Origin of the sequence: Allobaculum stercoricanis DSM 13633 (genome assembly GCF_000384195.1) — a bacterium.
Lineage (GTDB): Bacteria > Bacillota_I > Bacilli_A > Erysipelotrichales > Erysipelotrichaceae > Allobaculum > Allobaculum stercoricanis.
In genome coordinates this window covers 1,021,214-1,039,811 of sequence record NZ_KB913034.1, presented here as the reverse complement: position 1 = coordinate 1,039,811, position 18,598 = coordinate 1,021,214, and the positions used below count along the sequence as shown (strand labels likewise).

Sequence of the window (18,598 nt, the reverse complement as noted above, 5' to 3'; positions counted from 1 at the left end):
GGATCATGCTAATAATTCTTAAATATTAAATAGTAGAGAAATCAACCTCGACAATTCAAGAAGAGGTTGATTTCTTTTTTTAGTGACATATATTGCATAAAAAGAGATAATAATTTAAATATCTTTATCTTATCTTGTTTTGATTGATTAGTTTTTAGACATTGAATTATATGGAAAAGATCGGTGAATTTATCGTGAAACACGCGTTACAAAGATGTAAAAAATAGAAAGAACAAGACTTTTTGAAAGAAAAATAGTGGTTTGTTTCATAAAACGTGGATTTAGGAAAAATAATGTGAATTCCTAAATTTCATGCTTCACTCTACTTTTTTTTAGGTGAATCATGTAAACTCTCTATGTGCAAGATAAATCTTATAGATAGATTACTTGATAAAGACTAACATGCTGTCTGGTTGTAAGTGTTCAGTATAAACCCCTTAAAAATTGAAAGCTGTTACTTTTCGTTTTTGGTTTTCTCTTTTTGACCCGCAATTTAAGGATAGCACTTTTTTTGCTGAAATCTTTTTATATCTTTTATATAGTAAGCGCACATGTGTTATTTACTTTATTAAGTATTGCAATTGTACGAATGGATCAGGGGCTCTTTCATCTTGATCTTTGGTATGATTAGAACTTGTTGATAAGATTGAACCGAAAGAGGAGGTTTTTTTCATGGGATTTATGGATAAACTCAAAGCGTTCGTTGAACCTGAAGATGAAGAATACGAAGGCGAAGAAGAAGTTGTTGAACAGCCTGTAAATACAAACGTTGCTGAAGCTACTTACAAAGCTCCAACAAACACTTATGAAACACGTCGTAAAAATGGCCCTACACCATTAGATGACAAAACAAAAATGGTTTTATTTGAACCAAGAAGCTTCGGTGAAGCTGAAGTTGTTGGTTCTCGTTTAAAAGAAGGAAGAGCAGTCGTTGTAAACCTTCATAAACTTGACCGCGAATTCGCACGTCGTACAGTAGATTTCCTTTCTGGCGTTGTTTATGCATTAGATGGTAACGTACAGAAAATTGGTCAGAATGTAATTCTTTGCTATCCAAGTGATATCGGTGTGGCCGGAACTATCAATCTTGGTACAGCAGCAGATGACCAGGAACTCGAAGTAGAAGACGAAACATTTGCTTAATCAATGAAACAACAAAGAACCGGACAGGAACAGTTTTCCAGAAATATCACAAACGGAATTATCCGTTTTGAAAAATCTGGGTTACCGTTTGTGACCGGTTTTTTAACGCCGGCCCAACAAAATCAAGCACTGCGTTTATGTACAAAAGTACCTCATTATCTTGATGGGGGAAGAGAAAATGCATTACGCGCACGATTAATTGTTGGTCAAGTGGATCCTAAAGATCAAATGGACCAACAAACAAATCCACAATTCAATGAATACGATTGGGATGAATATCAAGATTATTCTTGGTCGAATACAAATTTGAATTTAGAACAACCACCTTACACTGCCATTTTAAAATCAAGTTATCAACATCCAAATAAAGTGTTGTCTCATTCAGATGTATTAGGTGCACTGATGCATGCAGGATTAGAACGTGATGCGATTGGTGATATTACAGCTGATGAAAATACGATTTATATCGTGTGTTTACCTTCAGTAGAAGAGTTTATTGCGACAAGTGTTTTTAAAATTGGCAATGTAAGTGTTCGTTTTACTTCTTCTGATGCAAAGGGCATGCCTGCATTAACGTTTGAACAACTTAAAATTAATACGGCGAGTATGAGAGCGGATTGTATCGTGAGTGCCCTTGCGCATTGTTCACGGACGATGGCAAAAGATATGATTTGTCAACGGTTTGTTAAAGTCAACGACGAAATTCTTGAAACTGTTAAAACGCTGTGCAATAATGACAACATCTCGATTCGACGTGTCGGAAAGTTTCGCATTGGCGAAGTGGACGGCTTGTCTCGAAAAGGGAGATTTATAGTTAATATCGACAAATATCAATAAGCATAAACAAAGACACGTCCTAAATAAAAGGATTTTAGAGAACAGCTGGTTGGTGAAAAGCTGGATGAGCGTTATTTAGGGTATCCCTTTGTTGCTGAAAAAGCGAACCAAACGGATTTGAATTGTATGTTTGATCCATTTATTTGTATTAGTTTTTTCCGGCTACAGACCGTTATCTGTGAGTGCTTCAAAGGCAAACTTTGAAGAATTAAGGTGGTACCGCGCATAGTCGTCCTTTTTAGGATGACTATTTTTTTTTGATGATTGATCTTTTCAAAAAAGCGGTCTATCAATGATACAGATGTTTATTGATTTTAATTCAATGATGAAATAAAAGGAAAGGTGAAAACATGGATTACAAAGACACACTTCAGATGCCTAAAACAAGCTTTGAAATGCGTGGAAACTTAGCAAAAAAAGAACCGGGTATCCAGCAACATTGGCAAGATGAGCATCTATACGAAAAAATGTTATACAAACGTGAAGGATGCGAATCATACGTATTACACGATGGGCCTCCTTATGCAAATGGTGATATCCACTTAGGACATGCGATGAACAAAGTATTAAAAGATGTCATCGTTAAATCTAAATTTATGGAGGGTTACAAAGTTCCATACATCCCAGGATGGGATACACACGGCTTACCTATCGAAACTGCAGTAACAAAACTCGGTTATGACCGCAAAAAAATCGGTATCGCTGAATTCCGTAAAATTTGTTACGACTATGCTTTAGAACAAGTAGAACGTCAGAGAAAAGGTTTCTTGTCTTTAGGAAGCATTGGAGATTATGATCATCCATACATCACATTACAACCAAAATTCGAAGCTCGTCAGATCGAAATCTTCGGAAAAATGGCAACTGATGGTTTGATTTATCAAGGTTTAAAACCAGTTTATTGGTCTCCATCTTCTGAATCTGCACTTGCGGAAGCGGAAGTCGAATATAAAGATGTTACTTCTCCAACAATCTTTGTTAAATTCCAAGTTAAAGATGGAAAAGGCGTTTTAAATAACGATGACTATCTTGTAATCTGGACAACAACACCTTGGACAATCCCTGCAAACTTAGGAATCAGTGTTCATCCACGTTTTGAATATGTTCGTGTTGCAACAGAAAAAGGTAACTTAATTGTTTTAGCAACTCTCGTTGAATCCTTAATGAAACAATTTGGTATCGAAAACTATACAGTTGGTGAAATGTTCAAAGGTAAAGATCTTGAATATATCACTGCATATCATCCTTTATATCCAGAAATTGAATCTTTAGTGATGGTTGGTGAACACGTAACGGATGATTCCGGTACTGGTTTAGTTCATACCGCTCCAGGCTTTGGTATGGATGACTTCATGATCGGTAAACAATATAATCTTCCAGTTTATGTCAATGTAGATGAACAAGGACGAATGATGGAAGAATGCGGTGAACGTTTAGTAGGTAAAACTGTTGATGATGCTAACCAAATTGTAATCGATTGGTTAACAGAAGAAGATAAATTACTCGCTCGCGAAGATATCGTCCACTCCTATCCACATGACTGGCGTACTAAAAAACCAATTATCTTCCGTGCAACGACACAATGGTTCGCATCAATTGATAAAATCCGCGATCAACTGTTAGAACAAATCCACTCCGTAAAATGGACACCAAGTTGGGGTGAGGGAAGAATGCACAACATGATTTCCGATCGTTCTGACTGGTGTATTTCTAGACAGCGTGCTTGGGGTGTACCTATCCCAATTATCTATGGAGAAGATGGAACTCCATTAATGGAAGAAGAAATCTTCAACCATGTCGCAGAACTGATTGCTAAAGACGGTTCAAACGTATGGTTTGAAAAAGAAGCTAAAGACCTTTTACCAGAAGGTTATACAAGTGAACATTCCCCTAATGGAATCTTTACAAAAGAAACAGACACAATGGACGTTTGGTTCGACTCTGGAAGCAGCCACACAGGGGCAATGATCGAAAGAGGAATTTCTTATCCAGCTGATTTGTATTTCGAAGGTAGTGACCAATATCGTGGTTGGTTCAACTCTTCCTTAATCGTTGGTACAGCTGTTCATGGCCGTTCCCCATATAAAGCAGTTCTTTCTCATGGTTTTGTAATGGACGAAAACGGAAAGAAAATGTCCAAATCACAATGGAACGCTATGGCTCCATCGGAAATCACAACTAAATATGGTGCAGATATTTTACGTTTATGGGCTTGCTCTGTAGACTATCAGGCTGACTGCTCCATGGGAAATAAAATCTTGAAACAAGTTTCCGATACATATCGTAAAGTGCGTAACACATTCCGTTTCCTTTTAGCAAACTTGGATGAAAATACGTTCACTGCTCAAGATTTATTAGATGTAAATACATTGAGTCGTTCTAATCGCTATATCTTAACTTTATTAGATGAAGCAGTTGATACATGCAAAAAAGCTTATGATGAATTCCGTTTTGCTGACGTTGTTACAACATTAACAACACTGATGACAAATGAATTATCTAGCTACTACTTAGATTACACAAAAGACATTCTGTACTGTGATCAAAAAGATTCTAGAGATCGTCGTGAAGTACAAACTGTTTTATACGTTGCCGCTTCCATGCTGACTCGTTTATGGGCTCCAATCCTTGCTCATACAACAGAAGAGATCAACAATCTTATGAAATTTGATGAAGAATCAATTCACTTAACTCGTTTTGAAAAATCTGGTTTAAGTGTTGAAGATCCAACATTAAAAGAAGATATGGCAAAAGCTCTTGCGATGAGAAAAGATGTTCTTAAAGCATTAGAAGAAGCAAAACAAGCTGGTCAGTTGAAAAAATCCAACGAAGCTGCATTAAGAATTAACATTAGCGAAGAAGATCAAAAACAGATCAAATCTGTGATCGACAATTTAGCTCAATGGTTAATGGTCAGCCGTGTTGAATTTACTCAAGACGAATTGAAAGCTTATGAAGCATGCCAAGTTGCAGTTGAAAAAGCGGTAGGTCATGTTTGCCCACGTTGCTGGAACTACACAGAATCTGAACACGAAGATGGCTTATGCGATCGTTGTGCTGCAGTTTTAGAAAAAAACTAATCGATTGAATCATTGATCCAAAATATTCAAATCAAAATTAGAGCCCGAAAGAACCGAATCGTTTTTTCGGGCTTTTTTTTCATAAATTATCCTTTTTTACTTATAGGGATTCTATTAGGATTACATCTTGTTGATTTTAGCGGTTAGGTTCAAATTGTGAATATTGACATAGATAAAATAAAACTGTGTAAGGTGCTAGATAAACTCTGATAGAGTTCTGGCAACTGACACAGTTTTATAAATGTTTTTTATGCTAAGATCCAATTTCCAATCCATTCGTCTTTTGAGGCATTATAGAGACGCTTATAAAGCTTTCCATTTTCAATTTTATATCTCCATTCAATGATATCTTTTTTAGATTCGACATTTGTTTGAGGATCAATCTGCTGTGCAAAGGCAGAAATAGGCTGAAAGAAACCAAATCCTAATGTTAATGAAGATAATAAATAAGAATATAGTAGTTTTTTCATAGTGTTACTCCTTTATGACATGTATTCCTGATTTGATTAAATCTGTTGGATCTTGAATTGGATATTTTTCATTTCCTATACAAAACAAATATGTACCGTCGTTTTGTTGAATCAAATATCCAATGTCTATTAATTCTTCTTCAGAAAGAGTTCCCTCCGTAATTACAGTATCGGAAAAATACGATTCAAAAATAATGGAATTTGTCAGGATAGGTAAAATAAATAATAAACCAAGCAATAGTTTATTTGTTTTTTTCTTGAATTGTTTATTCAACAAATAGTTGATGCGGTAAGAGAGAATACTATTGCTTTCTCCGATCAGGTAAGAAGAAAGGCTGTTTGAAAACACACTCTTCGTATTCTGAAGTTTTTTTTGTACATTTAGCAAAGTTTGGGCATAATCTAACGTCGAAGAAGAATCCAATTGATCTGTGACCTTTTCATCAGCTCGAACTTCAATATAAAAATTAATATTCTTTCTTAGAAAGTAGATTGGAGGAAACCACCAATACATAATAACTAAAATAGAAATAACTTGTTTCAATAAGATATCATTTTGTCTTAGGTGTTGTGCTTCGTGTTTTAAAATATTGAAAAGCTCTTCTTTCGTAAAAGAAATGTCTGGTATCAGAATACACTTTTTAAATCCTAAAACCATAGGTGATGGAACAGAATCAGATATATATACATCATAATCTGGAGACGCAAAATCATTTAATAATTCAGACATTTTTATTCGTTTTGAATTTTTAAGGATTCTATTTTCCGCTTTATTTACAGTTAGAACGTTATGAATATAAATTCCTAATCCAACAATGATTCCTATACCCCATATAATCAATAAAATATTTAAGAGTTTAATTTGTCCAAATATTTCTAGATTTAAAATATCGATTAATGGATTCATGATAGGCGGTAAAACAATTGTCTTTGTGAATTGGAATTCGAACGGAAAAAATAAACGAAGACAAGTGATTAACGCTAATATAAATAATAAATCTGATCTAAATAAACGATAGCTTTTTTCGTGCGTCAATATAAAGCTAAATAAGGCGATCAGCAATAAAGAAACACATAATGTTATAAATACAGAAGAAATACTAAAAATCATATCATTCGCCTACTCATTCATTTTTAATTCAATTGATCAAACCTTCAACATAGGAATTTGATCATATTCTGTGTCGTTTTATACATGATTGACCACGATTTGCTTATATATTGACTTAATGGCAGATGAAACAAATTCAGCTTTAAAAATATACGGAGTATAAATCGTACAATCAATTTCTTGTTTTGAAATGATGAGTCGATTAGAAGCAAGCTTAATATCATGGGCAAATATTTTATGGTCATGTTGTTACAAAACATCTATGAATTGGATGACTCTTTTAGTTAAATAGTCATAATTAACAGTAAAGGTTTTTCCTTTAAAGAATAATATATCAAAGCTTTTTAAAGGCGACAACGAAAGAGAAAAATTAACGATCGTTAATAAACACAATAGCTGTTTAACGAAAATATAAATAACGAATCGTTTCTTGAATGAATAAACTTAAAATTATATAGAAAAAAGCATCGTCATTTGACGATGCTCATTTTAAAGATTAATAGTTTTCTTTTCTAACTTCGAAGAAAGACTGTGCATGATCGCAAACAGGGCAAACTGCAGGAGCTGTTTTAGCTACAACGATATGACCGCAGTTACGGCATTCCCAAACTGTTTCGTCTTCTTTAGCGAATACTGTGTTGTTTTTAACGTTGTTTAATAAAGCTCTGTAACGTTCTTCGTGAGCTTTTTCGATAGCAGCAACACCACGGAATTTTTCAGCAAGATCGTGAAAGCCTTCTTCATCTGCATCGTTAGCCATACGAACGTACATATCAGTCCATTCACCATTTTCACCTTCAGCAGCAGCTAAAAGGTTTGCAGCTGTATCACCAAGTTCGCCTAAAGCTTTGAACCATAATTTAGCATGTTCTTTTTCGTTTTCAGCTGTTTGTAAGAATAAAGCTGCGATTTGTTCGTAACCAGCTTTTTTTGCTACAGAAGCGAAGTAAGTGTATTTATTTCTAGCTTGAGATTCACCAGCGAATGCTTCCCATAAGTTTTTTTCAGTTTTAGTTCCAGCATATTTGTTTGCTGGTTCAATTTTTTCAAATGCGCTAGCAGGTTTTTTGCATAAAGGGCAGATAATATCTTCTGGCAGTGGTCCTTCATGAATGTAACCACAAACTTTACATTTCCATTTTTCCATAGTTGTTTCCTCCTGTGATTTAAAACAATAAATTCTCTAATAAAGTTTTACCATATTTCGCACAAGAACGAGATTGGTTTGCACTTATTTTGAGAACGTTTTTTGTATTTCTACATAAAGATTGTATAACGAGAGGACTCATCAAATCTATATTTTGACTAGAAAATTTTTAGATCTTTTCGCATTCAACATATTTAAAATAAGAAACAATTTATATTGTTTCTATAAAATTTAAGGCTGAAAGTTGAGATTTTTTTCAACTTTCAGCCATTTGCTTATTTTATTTTTGTTTAATTTGAATCTGATCTTTGATTTGATCAGTTGCATAAATGTCAAACTGTTCAGTTTGAAAATCAGCTGGAAGATCTAAGCTTCCTTTATCTACAATCCAAATCGCTTGTAAATCATATTGTTCGCAAAGTGCAAGTCCCTCTTCTACAGAAACTGAAAATAAAGCTGTTGACATTGCATCACAATAAACAGATTTGTCATTGATTACTGTTACGGAGCGCATGTATTCACTTGGATATCCAGTAGCTGGATCGATGATATGCGCATAGCGTTTACCATCGATTTCCATATAGCGTTGATAATCTCCGGAAGTGACTAGAGAGGTTGCTTGGTCAGCAATAAAAGTAAGTACTGAACCATTGGATTCTGGGTCTTGAACGCCAATGCGCCATTCTGAACCATCTACCTTTTGTCCGACTAAGACAATATTTCCACCAGCATTAATAAATCCAGAGGTCAAGCCAGCTTCTTCCAATTTTTGCGCAGCAAGTTGAGTCGTATATCCTTTTGCGATTGCGCCAAAATCAAGGGCAACTTGATCATTTGTGAGTTGAATTGTATTGCCGTCAACTTTAATCGCATTCATGGAATCAGGATTAATCGCTTGTTGAATATCTTGTGGATCAGGAAGAGCAGGAGTTTCGGCATCGAATTGTTGTTTCCAAACTTGAATCAAGTTTCCTTGTGATACGTCGAATTTTGGATTGATTTCGTGTGCTTTAAACGCTTCATTCAATACTTCAATGATTCGTGGATCAACTTCGATTGCTTTGTCATGAGCATTTTGGTTAATTTCCATTAGGCTGACATGATCATCGTAAGTATGGTATACATCAAACAGCTCATTGCATTCAGTAAATGTTTCTTTAACGATTTCAAGATATTTGTTAAATTCATCTTCGCTACATGTTGCTTGTAAAGTAACAGGTGTATCAAATCCAACATCGATTAATGTGACTGAGCGAGTATCCACTTCACTTCCAGCTTTTTTAGGGGATTGAAGATATACAATCACTGATAGAATCAATGCTAAAACAGCAATGGAAGCAATAATCCAATAGCTTGCATTCGTTTTGGACTTTCTAGAGTTAGAATTCATTTCCATATATATATCCTTATCTATATCTAATTACATTCATAAATTTTGTTGAGTATCTTTTATTGTTAAATATATAATTTATATTAATTCCAACAAATTTGATCACGAAATGTAAAAATCTCCTACACAATAACAAATTTCGTTTTTAAACGAAAATCTCATTTGAAAAGTTATCTTAAATTTACTACAGAACTATAATTTAAGTAGATAGAAGTTTTTTGGGCACAATCTATAAAAGAGATGCGTTGGAATTTTAACGAGACAAGAACTCGCTCCAGACTGTTGTTCTGTACGTTCAATTTTTGTAATAGGGATGATTAAATTGATTTTTGCTTTTTAGATAAGATCGTTATTTCATCGTATTCTAGCAAAACAATCTTAAATGTCGCTTTAGAAATACCAGGTTTATAGAGGTTAACGCATCATGAAAAAGAAAACTGTTTTGTATGCTTGATTTTGGTCATTACATTTGTTGGGATTGTAAGTTCAATTTGATGTCCAATCCTTAAAGGGATACGTAAATTGTATTTTAATTCCAACAAAGCAACTTTAATTAAAGATATTGAAGAAAATGAGACGCCTACTTGCAGTCTTGATTTTCCATTTAACTATTGGCAAGGCGAACATCTGATTATGGAATATATTGTGAATAGTCAAGGAATTGCTCCGTCTTCAAAATACTATGGATTTTTCTATTCTTATGATGAAGAACTGGTTGCTTTTCAAAATGTGAATATTGGATTTGTGCCGATCTTTTAAACCGAATGGAAGTGCCATGGAAAAGATGACAATCAAGGATATGTAGAATGAATTGAGGAGAATTGGTTTTATTTTGAAGCCGCACCATGATGAATTAGTGATTGAAAATAGATCGTTTGTAAAACGAGACATACAACAATAATTAAGATTGTCTAGGTAACTTAGCAGAAGTTCACAAAAACTCCTGTTTTTTAAAATGAAAATAAAATTTTGCACGAGCATTCTTTTGCTTTAATTTAAAAATAACGAGGTGGACAATATTGCTTTCTTAATATAAATGAATAACTAAAGACACGTTGGAGTTTTAGGTAAAGTAACTAACATCAAAAAGAGTAAAAATAACAAAATTGTGATGTTTGAAAAACATGCTTTATCTTATAAATATGTGATTTTCTAAATTGCTTTTGAATGAAAATAATTACGAAACAAAACAAGCTTGTATTTTTTATGTGAACAGAAATGACCGATTTTTTTTGGAAATATTTACAATTTGTATAGAAAACGTGAAAAAATAAAGAATTTTAACAAATTGTCGTAATTGTCAAAATATCATGGGAATTGATTTGATTTTGCCTACTATGAGACCTAAAATTATTTTGATTTAAATTGAAAGGAAGAAGAGTATGTCACTTTTATTAGGGCCAATGTGTCAACACATTCCCGGTAAAAAAGGATTGACGGATCATAGCGACGTCAAAAGACTTATGCCTGCAAAAGAAGTATATATTCCACTTTTTGCAGGGAATAACTCTGAAGTCGAACTTCTCGTCAACGAAGGCGACCATGTCTATATTGGGACACGTTTAGCCAACACGAAATCCGCTTTCCCGGTACCACTTTATTCTAGTGTTTCCGGTATCTACAAAGGAACGGTAAAACGTCCTCACAACAGCCTCAAACCACAGCTTCATATGGTCATTGAACTGGATGAGGATCAAGAAGCAGTACAAGCTTTTGAACCAATTGATTGGGAAAATGCTTCTCATGAAGATTTGGTGGAGTTTGTTAAAAACACTGGTATTATCGGTCAGGGTGGGGCAGGTTTCCCAACTTATGTTAAATATCAAAAGGTAGAAAATATCGACACTTTGATTATTAACGCTGTTGAATGTGAACCATATATTACTGCTGACTACAAATGTGTAATGGACTATCCTGAACAATTTGTTCATGGGGTTCGTATCCTGAAAAAACTAGCGCAAGTTGATCGTGTTTTAATTGGTGTGAAGAAAACTCACCCAGATTTAATCAACTTAGTTCGCGATGAAATCAAACGCGAAAATCTTGTAGGTATTGAAGTTGTTGCTGTACCTGATGTGTATCCAATGGGCGGTGAAAGAACTTTGATCCGCCAACTTGTAAAACGTGAATATAAACGTTTACCAGGTGAATGTGGTGTAATCGTCAACAACGCCAATACAGCAATCTTAGTTGCTCGTGCGGCTGAAATGGGTCAAGCACAAGCCAAAAAATATGTAACGTTCTCTGGAGAAGGTTTGAAATATCCAACTAACGTTCTTGTTCCAATCGGAATGTCTGTTGCAGAAATCATCGAACAAATCGGTGGCACAATTGAAGATGTACAAAGTCTTAAATTAATTTCTGGCGGACCAATGATGGGAAGAACTATGGTTTCTGATCAAATCGTGATTGACCGTGCAATGAATGCGATCACGATTTTAAAAGACGAAGAAGAGCCAGCAATGACTTGCTTACGTTGTGGTCGTTGTACATCACATTGCCCTATGGGGTTACAACCTGTTCGTATTGCCAATGCAGTGAAGATGAATGATGCTGCAGAAATGGAAAAACGTGGAGCAATGAACTGTATCGAATGCGGTCTTTGCACATATGTATGCCCAAGCCATATCCAAGTTACAGAAAATGTTCGTAAAGCAAAACGTACATTAATGATGAAGGCAAATAAGAAGTAGGAGGGATTTAGAAAATGAAATATACCTTTCATGTAAGCCCGAACCTTCAATCTAAGAATTCCACACAACAAATTATGCGTGATTTGACGATTGGTCTTCTCGTTGTGTTCGTCGCTTCAGTAATTTATTATTCCACAGCGTTTGGAATTAACGTTGGTTTACAAGCAGTTATTTTATTAGCTTGCTCTTTAGTAACAACTTTTGTTTGCGAAGCGGTCTTTGCAAAATTGAAAAAGAAAAGTGTTAAAGATGTAATTACTCATTCCTTTGGATGGGTGACTTCAATTATCTTAGTGATGATGTGCCCAATGAACATCACTCCATATGCAATTATTATTGCAACATTCTTTGCAATTGCAGTTGGACGTTTGATGTTTGGTGGTTTTGGTTATAACATTTTTAACCCTGCTGCAGTAGGAAGAGCAGTTATCTTTGCTTCTTTCTCTGGAGCTACAACACGTTTAGTTACTTCCGCTACACCTACAGGAATTTTAGCGGGATCATTTAAATGGTTACCAATGACAGAAGTTGCTTTAGAATCTTATTTAGATCGCGTTGGCGGCTTTGGTAGCTTATTTTTAGGAACTACACCTGGTGCAATTGGAGAAACTTTCTCTATTTTGATCTTACTTGTCGGTGTGTTCTTAGTTTTACGTGGTGTAATCGATTGGCGAATTCCAACATTCTATTTAGGAACAATTTTCGTGATTACTTGCGCACTTGCACTTTTAACAGGTGTTCAACCTTATCATGGAATTCCTGGATGGATTTGGTATCCAGTTCTTCACTTGATTACCGGTGGTGTTATCTTTGGTGGTGTATTCATGCTCACCGATCCAGTGACTGCACCAACATCACCTGCTGGTCGAATTTTCTTTGCGATTTGTGCTGCAGCAATTACAGTATTGATTCGTTTAAAAGGAAACTTACCAGAAGGATGCTTATATTCTATTTTGATTATGAACTGCTTCACACCAATGATTGAATCTGCATTGGATGGGCCACAACTTGAAATTAAGAAAAAAGCTTGGTTCATGATTGCTTGTTCCGCTGTATTAGCACTTTGCGTTTCTTTCTATGCATCTAGCACAATGAAAGGTGTTAAAGGACCAGTGAAAAAGACAGCTCAAGTAGTAGAAGTAGTGCCATGTGTTGAGGAGGTACTGTAATGAACAAAAGTAGTCCTGCTTACCTTGCTCTCTTCCTCGCTATTACTGCCGGAATCGCTGGTGGCGCTTTATATAGTGCTAACGCTTTAACAGCTCCAGTTATCAAAGCAAATGCGGAAAAAGCAGAAAAAGCTTCTTTACTGGAAATGTATCCTGATGCAAGTATCGATGACTTTGTTGTTGTGGATGCCGAAGATATCATTGCTGATCATCCTTCCGTTCAAGGTGTTTATAAATATGGTGATGATATTGTCATCTTCAAAAACGCAGTATCTGGTTATGATGGCGGTACAGTATTCTTAGTTGCCATCAATGCAACCGACGATACAATCGATTCATTCAAAGCAATCTCCAATGGAGATACAAAAGGAATCGGATCTAAAATTACTGAAAATGCCTTTGCTGAATCTTTAGCTGGCAAACAGGCAAGCGGGGAATTAGATACGATTTCCGGAGCAACATTAACTTCTACTCCAGTTGTAGAAGCTATTAATGAATGTGCAACAATTGCACCAACCGTAGAATAGGAGGATCCACGATGAACCGAATGCAAAACTTTAAAAACGGTCTGATCAAGGATAACCCTGTTTTCGGACTGTATCTTGGTTTATGTTCTACATTAGCCATCACTACTTCAATCAATAACGCTATTGGTATGGGCGTTGCGGTTATTTTCGTTTTGATCTTATCGAACATGATCATTTCAGCAATCCGCAAATTAGTACCCGATGAAATTCGTATTCCTGTTTATATCGTAATCATCGCTACATTAGTTAAAATCATCCAAATGTTAATTCAGGCTTATGCACCTGCATTAGATTCCTCTTTGGGTGTATTTATTCCATTAATCGTTGTAAACTGCATCATCCTCGGTCGTGCTGAAGCATTTGCTTCTAAAAACGGTGTTTTAGATTCCGCATTAGATGGTGTAGGTATGGGTCTTGGATATTTACTTGCGGTATTATCCATGTCCGTTATCCGTCAACTTCTGTCTACAGGTGTTTTATCGATGACTAACCCATTTAACGAAGCACAGGTATTATTCTCTTTACGTTTAATTCCTGAAGACTTCACAATCTCCATGTTCAGCTCTCCTCTTGGAGCGTTCATGACATTTGCATGTTTAGCTGCCGGATTGACTGCTTATAAACTTCATGTACAAAAGAAAGAAGCTGCAGCAAAAGCAGCAGCCAATAGTCAGGAGGCCGCTAAATAATGATTGGTGAACTCATTACTTTACTGATTACTTCAGTATTATTGAATAACGCCGTCCTCAACCAGTTCTTAGGACTTTGCCCATTCATGGGTGTATCCCGTAAAAAATCCAGCGCGCTGGGTATGGGAGTTGCTGTCGTATTCGTTATTGTTGCGGCAGGTATCGTTACTTATGGTTTATACCATTTAGTTTTAGTTCCACTGAACCTTGAATTCATGGACTTAGTAACATTCATTCTTGTTATTGCGTCTTTAGTTCAGTTAACTGAAATGTTCTTAAAGAAATCATCACCTGCTTTATATAAGTCACTTGGTGTTTATCTGCCTTTGATCACAACAAACTGTGTTGTATTAAACGTTTGCTTAGTGAACATCTCCAATGGATATGACATTGCGCATATGTTGGTATATACAATTGGTACGCCACTTGGTTTTGCCCTTGTTCTTTACATTTTCTCTTGCATTCGTGAACGTCTTGAAGTTGCTGATGTTCCACAATGCTTCAAAGGAAATCCAATCGCATTAATTGTAGCTGGATTAATGGCAATGGCATTTAGTGGATTGGCTGGAATCATTTAATGGATTTCGCACAATTATTTCTTGCTATATTATTTTTCGGCTCTTTAGTCGGAATCTATATTTTCTTGTTTTTAAAGAACAAGAAAACACCAAAACCAGAGGGGTGTGAAAATCTCAAAGCAGATTGTGAGGGCTGTAAAGATATTTATTGCCCAAATCATCCCACTAAAGAAGAAAGTTGAGGTTAAAGCAGAAGATGCTTAGCGCAATTGTAATGATGATCGTTCTTGGTTCTCTTTTGGGTGCCGGACTTGGAATTGCCGCAAAAGTTTTCCATGTTGAACCCGATACTCGTGTAGATTATGTAACTTCTCATTTACCTGGTTATAACTGTGGTGGATGTGGTTATCCTGGATGTTCTGGTTTTGCGGATGCATTAGTTTCTGGAGACACAAGCTCTTGGCAGTGCAAACCATGTAAACCTGATGCAAAAGCTGAAATTATTGAATACCTTGCAACTACACCAGGACCGGATGGTCAGACGATTAAAGTAAAAGGTTAATCCGAATAATTTAATCAAATATTTAATTCAAGAGAATAGAGGCAGCATAGAAGGCAGAAGTGCTTAATATGCTGCCTTTTTCCATGTTCAAGAAGATTTAAAATTTCTCGTTAATTCATGAAGGCGGAAAAAAAGCTATATCGAATTTTGTTTGGTTCGATATAGCTTTGTTTAGTTTTGTTTAGTTTAAAGAAACGAGGTCATTCATATCATAAAGACCATTAGGTTTTCCAACCATAAACTTAGCAGCATGAATGGCACCATTGACAAAGATTTGACGAGATTGAGCATTATGACTAAGCGTGAGTTCTTCATCTTGCCCAAAAAAGTGAATTTCATGTTTGCCAGGAATTGTTCCACCACGTAAAGCATGAATTCCAATTTCTTTTTGGCGTTTACCAACAGATCCTTGTCGACCATAAACATGTTCAAATTCATGTTCTGGATCAAGTGCTTCTACGAGTGCTAAAGCAGTACCACTTGGTGCATCTACTTTTTGATTATGATGTGTCTCTACAACTTCAATATCCCATTCTTCTTTTAATTGAGCAGATACTTTTTTTGCGAGTTGGCATAAAATCGCAATGCCTAGAGAATAGTTGGCACTAAAGAAAACAGGATGGGTGTTCGAAAATTCAAATAACATATCTTTTTGAGTTTGACTATATCCCGTTGTTCCTTCAACTAAGGCAATAGAATGATGTGAAATGGTTTGTAAAAGCCATTCGAGGTTATCAGGGTGGGAGAAATTTAAAATGACATCGACTTGATCGAGCGAATTTTCTAATGCACTCGGATCAAATAAGTCGGCTTTACCTAAAACATTCATCCCATTTGCGATTGCGGTTTGTTCCAACAAGGTTCCCATTTTTCCTTTACCGATGATCACGACGTTCATGCAATTAAACCTCTCGCTTTCAGTGTGGCTTCTAATTTGGCTTTATGGTCTTCACTCATTTCATATAAAGGGAGTCGATATTTTCCAACATGAAAGCCCATCATATTTAAAGCTTCTTTCACTGGGATTGGATTAACTTCCATAAATAAATCATGAATTAAATCTAAATTGTCTAATTGCAATTGTTGGGCAGTTTTGTAGTTGCCATTTAAGCAATTGAAGACGATGTCATGTGTTGTTTTGGGAAGTACATCCGCTAAAACAGAGATTACACCACTTGAACCTAAAGCCATCATCGGAACGATGATATCGTCGTTACCGGAATACATGACAAAATCATCATTTAAAAGTGTAGCAGCGTTTGTAGCATAAGAAATGTCGCCACTCGCTTCTTTAATCCCTTGAATCATTGGGTGTTTAGATAATTGTTTTAAAGCGTTTAAAGAAATCGTACATCCCGTACGCCCAGGGATATTGTAAAGAATAATTGGAATATGGACTTGATCAGCAACTGTTGTAAAATGGCGGATCATCCCTTCGTCATTTGCTTTGTTGTAGTAAGGAGAGATCAATAATAATCCGTCCGCACCCATTTTTTCGTATTTTAAAGATTTTTCTAGTTGTGTCTGGGTACTGTTGGAGCCTGCACCAACAATGATCGGAATACGGTGATTTGCGCATTCGATTGCACATGCGACGACATCGTCATCTTCTTCATGAGTCAGCGTTGGGGATTCACCCGTTGTTCCTAAAATTAGAATACCATCAGTTTTGTTAACAATATGCCATTCAATGAGTTCTTTGAGTTTTTCAAAGTTAATCGTTCCATCCTCGTGAAATGGGGTAATTAAAGCTACGATTGAACCTTTTGGTAAATTCGTCATGTCAAATCTCCTTTTCAATGATCTCTTGATCAATTTCTTATTTATGACGGAATGAAGTCTGAATCGGCTTCAATTGAATTGAATTGAATTGTGTTGAATCGTTCTCGAAAAAACGTTAAAGACTGAATAGGTCTTGATCAATAAGGTTTTCTCTTTGGATTAAGTCTTGATACGTTTGACGTTTAATGATTGGAATGATTTTTCCATGATCAACAAAAACAACACTTGGAATCGCAAGCTTGTTGTAATTGCTGGCCATTGAATATCCATACGCACCAGTACTGCTCACAAGTAATAAATCGTTTGTTTGATAAGGTTGGACGAGCGTATTTTCGGCAAGTAAATCTCCGCTTTCACAACATTTACCAGCAATGCAGACTGTTTTTGTTTTTGGTGCATCTGCATTTGTCGCAATATCAAAATCATAGTCTGCTTGATAGAGAACAGGGCGAATGTTGTCAGTCATGCCGCCATCAACAAAAATATAATTTCGATTGGGTGTTTGTTTTAAATCGCCAATCGTATACAACTGATAACCTGCTTCAGCAATGATTGAACGTCCTGGTTCGATACAGATTTCTTCTACCGAAAGTTCATAAGCAGCAATTTGTTTTTCTGCTTCACTGACAATTGTTTTGCAGACTAATGCAATTTCAACAGGTTGATCTTCATCGGTATAACGAACACCAAAGCCACCACCAAAATCTAAAGTGCGCACTTGAATTTGCGTTTGATTTTGAAATTCTTGAACAAATTGGCAGATTTTCTCAATTTCCGCTTTGAAAGCATCGAGTTCAAAGATTTGTGATCCGATATGAGCATGGAATCCATCGAATTGTAAATTGGAATTCGTTTGAATTGTGTCAATGACTGCTTTGATTTCATCGGTATTTAAAGTCGAAATTCCAAATTTAGAATCGATAAATGCAGTTTGAATATATTTATGGGTGTGCGCTTCGATCCCAGGATTTACACGAAGCAATACATGAATTTTGTGCTTTGGATTCTCACAGAATCGAACTAGACGCTTTGCTTCCATGAGATTATCAACAACAATTGTGCCTACTCCAAGTTCAATAGCCATGTTCAATTCATCATCAGATTTATTATTGCCATGGAAATAAACACGACTTAAGTCAAAGTTTGATTGTAAGGCAGTATATAATTCACCACCACTAACAACATCTAATGAGAAGCCAAATTGACTAACAAGCTGATTCATTGCTAGACAAGAAAAAGCTTTTGAAGCATAAATTACATGCGTTTTTAATGTGTTGCTGACAAAGTGATCTTTAAATTCCGCCATTCTTTGTTTGAGAGCAGGAAGATCATATATATAGAGTGGCGTTGAACATTCACTAGCGAGTGTTCGAACTGATGTATCGCTAATATAAATTTCGTGGTTTTGAATTTTGAGCGTATCTTTCATCAATAATTGACCTCCAAAAAATAGGCAAGATAGAGGACTATCTTGCCGAAT

Annotated in this window: 17 protein-coding genes and 1 other annotated feature; of the genes, 10 read left to right on the top strand and 7 right to left on the bottom strand. The window is 35.7% G+C overall.

Going from position 1 to position 18,598, the window contains the following annotated elements; all coding sequences use genetic code 11:
* Nucleotides 1-672 precede the first annotated feature (672 nt).
* The 3 genes from ALLST_RS0104820 to ileS all read left to right on the top strand — a co-directional run bounded on the left by ALLST_RS0104820 (nt 673) and on the right by ileS (nt 5,060).
* Nucleotides 673-1,143, top strand: coding sequence for a cell division protein SepF (locus ALLST_RS0104820; RefSeq protein WP_019892959.1), 471 nt, complete (start codon nt 673-675; stop codon nt 1,141-1,143).
* Between the two features lie 3 nt (nt 1,144-1,146).
* Nucleotides 1,147-1,980, top strand: a complete 834-nt coding sequence (locus ALLST_RS0104815; protein WP_019892958.1) for a YlmH/Sll1252 family protein — start codon at nt 1,147-1,149, stop codon at nt 1,978-1,980.
* Nucleotides 1,975-2,220, top strand: a binding site (T-box leader). (Overlaps the previous gene by 6 nt.)
* Nucleotides 2,221-2,330: 110 nt before the next feature.
* Nucleotides 2,331-5,060, top strand: coding sequence for an isoleucine--tRNA ligase (ileS, locus tag ALLST_RS0104810; protein ID WP_019892957.1), 2,730 nt, complete (start codon nt 2,331-2,333; stop codon nt 5,058-5,060).
* 248 nt (nt 5,061-5,308) lie between these two features.
* Here ileS and ALLST_RS0104805 read toward each other — a convergent pair whose 3' ends face one another.
* From ALLST_RS0104805 to ALLST_RS0104790, 4 genes are all read right to left on the bottom strand, one after another.
* Nucleotides 5,309-5,530: a hypothetical protein gene (locus ALLST_RS0104805; RefSeq protein ID WP_019892956.1), complete on the bottom strand. Its 222-nt coding sequence runs from the start codon at nt 5,528-5,530 to the stop codon at nt 5,309-5,311.
* A gap of 4 nt (nt 5,531-5,534) precedes the next feature.
* A complete protein-coding gene (locus tag ALLST_RS0104800) occupies nt 5,535-6,641 on the bottom strand; it encodes a M56 family metallopeptidase (RefSeq protein WP_019892955.1) in 1,107 nt (368 codons plus the stop codon).
* A gap of 496 nt (nt 6,642-7,137) precedes the next feature.
* Nucleotides 7,138-7,788, bottom strand: coding sequence for a rubrerythrin (gene rbr, locus ALLST_RS0104795; RefSeq protein ID WP_019892954.1), 651 nt, complete (start codon nt 7,786-7,788; stop codon nt 7,138-7,140).
* Nucleotides 7,789-8,068: 280 nt separating this feature from the next.
* Nucleotides 8,069-9,184 carry an FAD:protein FMN transferase gene (locus ALLST_RS0104790; protein ID WP_019892953.1) on the bottom strand — a complete coding sequence of 372 codons (1,116 nt, stop codon included), beginning with the start codon at nt 9,182-9,184 and terminating at the stop codon, nt 8,069-8,071.
* Nucleotides 9,185-9,700: 516 nt separating this feature from the next.
* Here ALLST_RS0104790 and ALLST_RS0104785 point away from each other — a divergent pair.
* The 7 genes from ALLST_RS0104785 (at nt 9,701) to ALLST_RS0104750 (ending at nt 15,336) form a co-directional block, all read left to right on the top strand.
* Nucleotides 9,701-9,937 (top strand): hypothetical protein, encoded by a 237-nt coding sequence (locus ALLST_RS0104785; RefSeq protein ID WP_019892952.1) that lies wholly within the window; start codon nt 9,701-9,703, stop codon nt 9,935-9,937.
* Nucleotides 9,938-10,560: 623 nt separating this feature from the next.
* On the top strand, nt 10,561-11,871 hold the full coding sequence (locus ALLST_RS0104780; RefSeq protein ID WP_019892951.1) for an RnfC family protein: 1,311 nt from the start codon (nt 10,561-10,563) through the stop codon (nt 11,869-11,871).
* A 14-nt stretch (nt 11,872-11,885) separates the two neighbouring features.
* Complete coding sequence (locus tag ALLST_RS0104775) at nt 11,886-13,040, top strand: RnfABCDGE type electron transport complex subunit D (RefSeq protein ID WP_019892950.1); 1,155 nt, start codon at nt 11,886-11,888, stop codon at nt 13,038-13,040.
* Nucleotides 13,040-13,567 carry an RnfABCDGE type electron transport complex subunit G gene (locus ALLST_RS0104770; RefSeq protein ID WP_019892949.1) on the top strand — a complete coding sequence of 176 codons (528 nt, stop codon included), beginning with the start codon at nt 13,040-13,042 and terminating at the stop codon, nt 13,565-13,567. The genes ALLST_RS0104775 and ALLST_RS0104770 overlap by 1 nt, the downstream gene beginning before the upstream one ends.
* Nucleotides 13,568-13,578: 11 nt before the next feature.
* The gene (gene rsxE, locus ALLST_RS0104765) at nt 13,579-14,256 is read left to right on the top strand and encodes an electron transport complex subunit RsxE (protein WP_019892948.1); all 678 of its coding nucleotides are present in this window, start codon (nt 13,579-13,581) and stop codon (nt 14,254-14,256) included.
* Nucleotides 14,256-14,834 (top strand): electron transport complex protein RnfA, encoded by a 579-nt coding sequence (locus tag ALLST_RS0104760; RefSeq protein WP_019892947.1) that lies wholly within the window; start codon nt 14,256-14,258, stop codon nt 14,832-14,834. Before rsxE ends, ALLST_RS0104760 begins: the two co-directional genes overlap by 1 nt.
* Before the next feature lie 196 nt (nt 14,835-15,030).
* On the top strand, nt 15,031-15,336 hold the full coding sequence (locus tag ALLST_RS0104750) for a (Fe-S)-binding protein (protein WP_019892945.1): 306 nt from the start codon (nt 15,031-15,033) through the stop codon (nt 15,334-15,336).
* Nucleotides 15,337-15,517: 181 nt separating this feature from the next.
* On the opposite strand, the gene dapB is transcribed toward ALLST_RS0104750, so the two are convergent.
* From dapB to lysA, 3 genes are all read right to left on the bottom strand, one after another.
* On the bottom strand, nt 15,518-16,234 hold the full coding sequence (gene dapB, locus ALLST_RS0104745) for a 4-hydroxy-tetrahydrodipicolinate reductase (protein WP_019892944.1): 717 nt from the start codon (nt 16,232-16,234) through the stop codon (nt 15,518-15,520).
* Nucleotides 16,231-17,118, bottom strand: a complete 888-nt coding sequence (dapA, locus tag ALLST_RS0104740) for a 4-hydroxy-tetrahydrodipicolinate synthase (protein WP_019892943.1) — start codon at nt 17,116-17,118, stop codon at nt 16,231-16,233. The genes dapB and dapA overlap by 4 nt, the downstream gene beginning before the upstream one ends.
* Before the next feature lie 115 nt (nt 17,119-17,233).
* Nucleotides 17,234-18,547 carry a diaminopimelate decarboxylase gene (gene lysA, locus ALLST_RS0104735; RefSeq protein WP_019892942.1) on the bottom strand — a complete coding sequence of 438 codons (1,314 nt, stop codon included), beginning with the start codon at nt 18,545-18,547 and terminating at the stop codon, nt 17,234-17,236.
* Between the last annotated feature and the right edge of the window lie 51 nt (nt 18,548-18,598).